The organism is Vasconcelosia minhoensis LEGE 07310 (assembly GCF_015207255.1).
GTDB classification, from domain to species: domain Bacteria; phylum Cyanobacteriota; class Cyanobacteriia; order Phormidesmidales; family Phormidesmidaceae; genus Vasconcelosia; species Vasconcelosia minhoensis.
Window position 1 is genome coordinate 23,372 of record NZ_JADEXG010000064.1, and the last position, 7,306, is coordinate 30,677.

5 protein-coding genes and 1 pseudogene are annotated in these 7,306 nt (G+C 55.6%); 4 read left to right on the plus strand and 2 right to left on the minus strand.

Going from position 1 to position 7,306, the window contains the following annotated elements:
• Positions 1–8 precede the first annotated feature (8 nt).
• From IQ241_RS20725 to IQ241_RS20735, 3 genes are all read left to right on the plus strand, one after another.
• Positions 9–1,124 carry an S-layer homology domain-containing protein gene (locus IQ241_RS20725; RefSeq protein WP_193910897.1) on the plus strand — a complete coding sequence of 372 codons (1,116 nt, stop codon included), beginning with the start codon at positions 9–11 and terminating at the stop codon, positions 1,122–1,124.
• A 120-nt stretch (positions 1,125–1,244) separates the two neighbouring features.
• The gene (gene ppk2, locus IQ241_RS20730) at positions 1,245–2,129 is read left to right on the plus strand and encodes a polyphosphate kinase 2 (protein WP_193910899.1); all 885 of its coding nucleotides are present in this window, start codon (positions 1,245–1,247) and stop codon (positions 2,127–2,129) included.
• A gap of 417 nt (positions 2,130–2,546) precedes the next feature.
• Positions 2,547–3,128, plus strand: a complete 582-nt coding sequence (locus IQ241_RS20735; protein ID WP_193910901.1) for a ribonuclease toxin HepT-like protein — start codon at positions 2,547–2,549, stop codon at positions 3,126–3,128.
• Between the two features lie 276 nt (positions 3,129–3,404).
• On the opposite strand, the pseudogene IQ241_RS26055 reads toward IQ241_RS20735, so the two are convergent.
• Positions 3,405–3,518 (minus strand): annotated as a pseudogene (locus tag IQ241_RS26055) (helix-turn-helix transcriptional regulator); the annotation flags it as partial.
• Between the two features lie 126 nt (positions 3,519–3,644).
• On the opposite strand from IQ241_RS26055, the gene IQ241_RS20745 reads away from it, so the two are divergent.
• Positions 3,645–5,462: a hydantoinase B/oxoprolinase family protein gene (locus IQ241_RS20745; protein WP_193910903.1), complete on the plus strand. Its 1,818-nt coding sequence runs from the start codon at positions 3,645–3,647 to the stop codon at positions 5,460–5,462.
• A 308-nt stretch (positions 5,463–5,770) separates the two neighbouring features.
• Here IQ241_RS20745 and IQ241_RS20750 read toward each other — a convergent pair whose 3' ends face one another.
• Positions 5,771–7,132: a (Fe-S)-binding protein gene (locus tag IQ241_RS20750; RefSeq protein ID WP_193910905.1), complete on the minus strand. Its 1,362-nt coding sequence runs from the start codon at positions 7,130–7,132 to the stop codon at positions 5,771–5,773.
• Between the last annotated feature and the right edge of the window lie 174 nt (positions 7,133–7,306).

Sequence of the window (7,306 nt, forward strand, 5' to 3'; positions counted from 1 at the left end):
TAATGACCATGACTGCGCAATGGCTATTTGGACCGCGATCGCTGCTGGGACTGGTGCTGCTGACGAGTTTGCTCGTCACAGCTTGCGAAGGCAGCCGCCTGGGCGACTCGGTCGGACAAACGCTAGAACCCGATCCTCAGCTGGCTGAAAACTCAGACGGTTCTGGAAATTCCTCTGGCACTGAGAACGGCACAGCTACAGTTGCAGATACGAGCGAGGATAGCACCGACACCGCTGCTGGCAGTATGGCTCAGACTGACGACGAAGTTCCGCAGCCGGGAGATCCTAACTTTATTGGACCCGTGTTGGAGGGCGAGACAGCCTCTGTGGCGAAGACCCCTTCAGGCAGCAGCACTTATTCAGATCTAAATCAGGCACCTGATGAGCTACAGCCCTATCTGCAAGACTTAGCTGCTCTCAATTTGCTTAAGGTAAAACCTCCCAGCGGCGATGCTGCTTCTGAGACGGCCTCAGATGAATTCAAACCGAACCAGGCGATAACTCGACGTGAGTATGCCCGCTGGCTGTTTGCTGCGAATAATCGCTTTTATCAAGACCAAACCAGCAAAAAAATTCGCCAGGGGATAATCAGCAGCCCACCCGCTTTCCAGGATGTGCCGACCTCCGACCCTGACTTTGGCATAATTCAGGGCCTAGCCGAAGCCGGAATCATTCCCAGCTCCCTCAGCGGCAGCTCCACCAGCGTTAGCTTCCGCCCCGATGCACCCCTCACCCGCGAAGCCCTGCTGCTCTGGAAAGTTCCCTTAGACACCCGTCAGACCCTACCTCAGGCGACCGTTCAGGCAGTGCAGGAAACCTGGGGATTCCAGGATGCTGCCAAAATTGAACCGCGTGCCCTCCAGGCCGTTTTGGCAGACTATTCCAACGGTGACTTCGCCAATATTCGTCGCGCCTTTGGCTATACCACCCTCTTCCAGCCGAGCAAAGCCGCTACCCGAGCCGAGTCTGCCGCTACCCTTTGGCGCTTTGGCAACTCCACCGAAGGTGTTACAGCAGAGGAGCTGCTGAAGGGCACCCAGGCAAAGTCAGTTGATAAAAATCAGACCTCCGATAGCGCCAATCAGCCAGCCGACGAGGCAGAGGCTACTCCCAATCAACAGTAGCCGCATCAACTGGAAAGACAATTTGAAGATAAACGTTACGAGTGGCAGGGATAAACAGTTTCTAACAGGGCTGGCGTCTATGCTTTAAATTGACGACCTCAAAATAGCTCAGAACTCGCTATGGCCAAGCAAAAGGCTCATGCCGCTCAGAAGGAAAGCACGGCTACGGGTAAACCTGCCAAGCGTAAGCCAGCAAAAAGGTCAGAATCCGCCAAAACCAAATCGAAGCAAAAACTTAGCAAAGCCGACTACAAAGCAGAAATGGAGCGGCTACAGCTAGAACTAGTCAAGATGCAGGAGTGGGTTAAGCACGCTGGGCTGAAAGTCGTCGTCATTTTTGAAGGTCGCGACGCCGCTGGGAAAGGCGGCGTGATCAAGCGGATTCACGACTGCCTCAACCCTCGCGGCTGCCGCATTGTCGCCTTGGGCAAACCCACTGAGCGAGAACAAACCCAGTGGTACTTTCAGCGCTATGTGGCGCACCTGCCCGCAGCTGGGGAGATTGTCCTCTTCGACCGCAGCTGGTACAACCGAGCGGGCGTCGAGCGAGTGATGGGCTTTTGCACCCATGCTGAATACACTGAATTTATTCGCACCTGCCCTGAGTTTGAGCACATGCTTCAGCGCTCGGGCATCATCCTAGTGAAATATTGGTTTTCAGTCAGCGATGAAGAGCAGGAACGCCGCTTTCAAGACCGCATTAGCGACCCGACGAAGCGGTGGAAGCTAAGCCCGATGGATTTAGAGGCCCGAGCTCGCTGGGTCGAATATTCCAAGGCTAAGGACGATATGTTTGCTATGACCGATACGACCCGTTCGCCCTGGTATGTGGTCGATGCAGACGATAAGAAGCGGGCTAGACTGAACTGTATCAATCATCTGCTGAGCCTGATTCCGTATAAGGATCTGACCCCTGAGCCAATTGTCCTACCCGAGCGACAGGTTGCGATTGACTATGAGCGCCCGCCTTTGGAAAGCCAAACCTTTATCCCTGAACCGTTTTAACGGTGAATTTGGGCGGCGGCAAATAACCTCGAACCTGACCAGTAACCTCTGTTCAGTCCACACCAACGTAGCGTTAGGTCGTGGCTAATGACTCTATATGTAGGCAGCATCCTATGCTCATGCGCTTCCCAAAAGCCTTATTAACGAATATAAGCTTTTTTGATAATATATAACCAACGCTTATTCAGTATTAACGGTACCGATAACAATGGTTGATGCTTCCAGAGCAGGGCGATAAACCGATACATAGTCAACGCCAGCGATAAGAAGCGAGCTAGGCTCAACTGCATCAGCCACCTGCTCAGATTAATTCCCGATCATGGTCTGACCTCTGGGCCGTTTGTCCTTCCTGAGCGCAGCCATCAAGGTTGGGGCACTGACAGGAGGCAGGTTGGATTGCCAATTTAATGCGGAATCTTGAATACTAACTTTTACAACCTAACACCTGACCAAATGGCCCGCTATCGGGCCGGAGCGCTGCGGCGAGCAGACCAAAAGCGGCAGGAGCAGCAGTCTCGATACGATCGAGGGCGACAGGTCGCTCATCAGGCTGCTGAGCTGCTCAAAGAACGCTGGGGAGCTTCCAAGGCGGAGTTGAATAGACTGGTACAGGCAACGGCAAAGGTCTTAAAGAAATTTGAGACGACGCAAGATGAGGATTACATCGGCACAGTTGCGCTCAACCTGCATAGCTACTATACCGGCGTTGAACGCCTGCTCGAAGACGTTGCCCGTGCGCTAAATGAGCCTCTACCAGAAGAAGCAGATTGGCACCGTCGGCTGCTGCGTCAAATGTCGGCTGCGCTGCCTGAGCTGCGTCCACCTGTTGTGAGCGTTGCGACGCGAACGGTTTCCAGGGCTCTGGCTGGCGGTTTCAGCCCTGCTGACAGGGGATATGGCCAAGGTATTGGCAGCCGTGAAAAGGGGATTAAATTCGCCCGAGCACAGGGCGTTTTTGAATCAGTTAGAGGAAAGCTGAGCAGCACAGGGCGCGGCTGATTGCACAAGTCGCGCAGATTCATGATCATTAACGGGGCTGAATATCGGCTAGGGCTTTGGCTTCAGCCCGATGAGCATAAGTAGTCGAACAAAATTAATTAAACATTTTTTACAAAGGAGAGCTTGATGTCATGCCGAGACTGTCGAGGTATCTATCCTAGAAGCATCAATACTTGAGAGATTCCTCGCTATGCTCGGAATGACAATTCTTTCTATGTAAATTTCAATGCTCAGGTACTTAATACAGATCCCAGCGCAGCTGTAGGTTCAGCCAAAAACATGAATTGCCTCAGCGAGTTCCCGCTGGGTCATCTCCATAGGTGAAAGAAACTCTTCCAGCAGCATTTCGCCTGGATGAATAGGGGCTCGATGAGTGGGAATACGAATCATGCCCAGAGATGCGCTAACGATTGCTGTTTCATTGTGATCGATCGTAGCGGAGATTCGTAGCGGAAATTACTTTTAAGCGACGACTGCTGCCGTATAACGAAAGCATTGTCTCCCCGCTCCTCACCCATGACCGTTGCCCTACCCAAGCCTCGTCAGCTGCCCAAAATTGACCCCGTCACCGCCCAGGTGATTGCCGGTGCCCTCAACGGCGTCGCGCTGGAGATGGGGCATAAGCTAGCCCGGATGTCCTACTCCAGCATTATTCGCGAGTCAGAGGACTTTGGCGCAGCCATTTTAGACGCAGACTGTCGCCAGCTAGCCGAATGCGCCTATAGTACGCCCCTACAGCTGGGACCAATCCCGGGATATATGCGAGGCGTGCTTAAGGCGATGGAAGAAGACGGCGAAGAGTTCTACCCCGGCGACGTCATCCTTCACAACCACGCCTACTATGGCGCGTCCCACGGGCCGGATATTGGCATTGGTATTCCCATCTTTCGTGAAGACCAGCTGATTGGCTACTCCTTCACGACAGCGCACCATTTGGATATTGGCTCTTCCTCTCCGGGCAGCTGCGGCATCGTGGACGCGGTCGATGCTTTTGCCGAAGGGCTCCAGTTCAAGGCCGTAAAGCTCTACGAAAAAGGCGTTAAGAATCGGCAGGTCTGGCGGATGCTGCGGCAGAACATTCGCAGCTCTCAGGTTGTCGTGGGAGATATCGAGGCTCAGGTCGCCGCCTGTCGGGTGGGGGAACAGCGGTTCCTAGAACTGGTAGAGCAGTATGGGCTAGATACGGTGCTGGCCGCTAGCGAAGCGCTGATGGACTATTCCGAGCGGATGATGCGCCAGGCGATCGAGCGGCTGCCCGACGGCACCTATGCCGCTGAAGGATTCATTGACGGCTTTCTGGACGACCCCGACCCCGCTAAAAAGGATCTGAAGATTGCTGTCACCGTTACCATCGACGGCAGCGATATGACTATCGACCTCACCGGTACCGCGCCGCAGATCGACGATCGCCCGATTAATATGCCCTTTGTTGGCACGGTAGACATTGCTATCTTCGTCACTCTGCGCTCGGTGCTGCTGGATACGGCGCTGATGGCCTACGTCCCGCAAAATTCTGGACTGATCCGGCCGGTCCAGATCATCGCCCCTAGGGGCTGTCTGGCCAACCCGATCTATCCGGCCCCGGTGATTGCCCGCTGCTGCCCTGGCAACATCGTCGCTGATACGCTGATGAAAGCCCTGGCCCAGGTCGCGCCGCAAAATATTAGCGGCGGCATTGGCAATATCAAGGTGGCCTCCTACAGCGGTGCCCTGGACGAAGACTACTGGGTCTATATGGACATCACCGAGGGCAGCTATGGCGGCCGCTACGGTAAAGATGGTATGGATGGGGTCGATACCCTCTACGCCAACACCCGCAATAATCCAATCGAGGATATCGAAGCTCACCTGCCCTTGCGGGTGACTCGCTATGAGCTGATTGAAGACGCCAGCGGGGCCGGTAAATGGCGGGGTGGGCTAGGCTCGATTCGCGATATCCAGTTTCTCTCGCCGGGCCAGATGTCGCTAGAAGGGGAAGGCAACAAGTATGCCCCCTGGGGAATTTTTGAGGGCTGCGACGGCACGCCGGGCGGGGTGAAAATTCTGAATCCCGATGAAGATTCTATCCAAGACCTGCCCTCCAAATTTCCCTGCCGCAAGACGAAACCGGGTGAGACGCTGCGCACCATCAGTCCCTGTGGTGGTGGCTACGGCCACCCCCTAGAGCGCTCTCCAGCGCTGGTGCGGGAAGATGTGCTAGACGGGTTCCTGAGTATTGAGTCTGCTAGGCGAGACTATGGCGTGGTGATCGACTCGGCCACCTTAGCGCTCGATGACGCCGCAACCGCATCGCTGCGTCAGGCTGGCAACCGGTCGGCCACCCCACCTTTTTAGCCAGCGAGCGGCTGGGTTAATCACGGGCTGTTTTGTTCAGCTGATCGAAGTCAAAAGGCATAGATTTTATCAAAACAAAGTCAACTTCACATTTACCTCATATTTTTCTTCTAGAACTGAAGATAGAAGATTCCAAGGAAGGTGCTCTCATGGCTTGTCCCTGCTGCTCTGGCTTACTCCTGCGCCATATTGGTCATGGTGAAGTGTACTGGTACTGTCAAAACTGCCGACAGGAAATGCCCGACCAGTGGGCGAAACATTCATCCGCCGTCTTTCCCTTAGATCAGGTCAGTCGGTCGGTTCCCAGACTAGAGCTGCTCTCCCCGAATTGAGCGGTCGAGCAGCTGCATCGGATGCATCAGGCGAATTGGCGGATTCTGCTTGGGCAAGTGCTGCTGGATTTGGAGCGAACAGCCGGGATTCGGCGAGGCGATCAGGGATGCCCCGGTGTTGACCAGATTGCGAGCCTTCATTTGCCCTAGCTCGGTCGCGACTTCAGGCTGTAGCATGTTGTAGACGCCGGCACTGCCGCAGCAGAGGGCGGCATCCATCGGCTCTCTTAACGTGATGCCCGGAATTTGCCGCAGCAGTTCGCGGGGCTGACGGCTGATCTTTTGCCCATGCAGCAGGTGGCAGGCATCCTGGTAAACCACTGTCAGCGGCTCCTTTTGCAGCGGCTGGAGGGGCGTCGTGAGGCCCACCTCGGCCAGAAATTCCTGGACATCGCGGACTTTTTGGGAAAAGGCTCGGGCGCGATCGCAGTATTCCACATCATCCGCCAAAATATGGCCGTACTCTTTCAGCGTATGGCCGCAGCCCGCCGCGTTAATAATCACATAGTCCACCCCGGTTTCAGCAAAGCTGTCGATCATCTGCCGAGCCAGCGCCTGAGCCTGGCCCGTCTCGCCCTGATGCTCTGGCAGCGCTGCACAGCAGCCCTGACTGCGGGGAATCACCACTTCACAGCCATTCGCCGTCAGTACCCGCACCGTCGCCTCATTTACCCCCGAGAAAAATACCCGCTGCACACAGCCCAGAATTAGCCCGACCCGATAGCGCCGCTCTCCCTGCGCCGGGACTCGCTCGGGCAGATTGTCTTGAAAGCAGCTCGGCGTTACCGGCGGCAGTAGGCTCTCCATCGCCGCCAGCTGTGGCGAGAATCGCTTGAGCAAACCGCTGGCCTGCACTCCTTTAGAGATGCCCAGCCGCTGATAGATCGCCAGCGGAGCCAGCAGCAGCCGAATTCGGTCCGGGTAGGGAAAGAGCGAAAAAATCAGCCGCCGCAGCGCCGCCTGCGGCCACGAGCGCCGATGGTTGCGCTGCACCTGAGGCCGCACCGCCGCGATTAGCCGGTCGTACTGCACCCCCGAAGGGCAAGCCGTCGTACAGGCCAGGCAGCCCAGGCAGGAGTCAAAATGCTGCACCGACGTCGGCGACAGTGGCGCTTCACCCTGGTTGATGGCATCCATCAGATAGATCCGCCCGCGAGGCGAATCCATTTCTTTGCCAATCACCCGATAGCTGGGACAGGTGGTCAGACAAAATCCACAGTGAACACAGGCATCGATTAGGGCCGGGTCAGGCGGATGCTGCGAATCAAACCCCTCCGGCTGACTCTGATTAGACGCCAAACTTGTATCTAGCTTCAGCGGTTGCTCACTGGTCTGCATCGCTTCACCCGTTAAAACAGCACCTGCTTCCAGGGTATCGCGCCACCCCCTGCTTTAACTTCTCTGTCTTTTCTATAGAAACCCAAAATCCACCCGCCATACTGAATATATCCCCCTCACTCTTCCCTCTTCCCTCTTCCCCATCACCCGCTACCCCATCACTCCCCACCCATG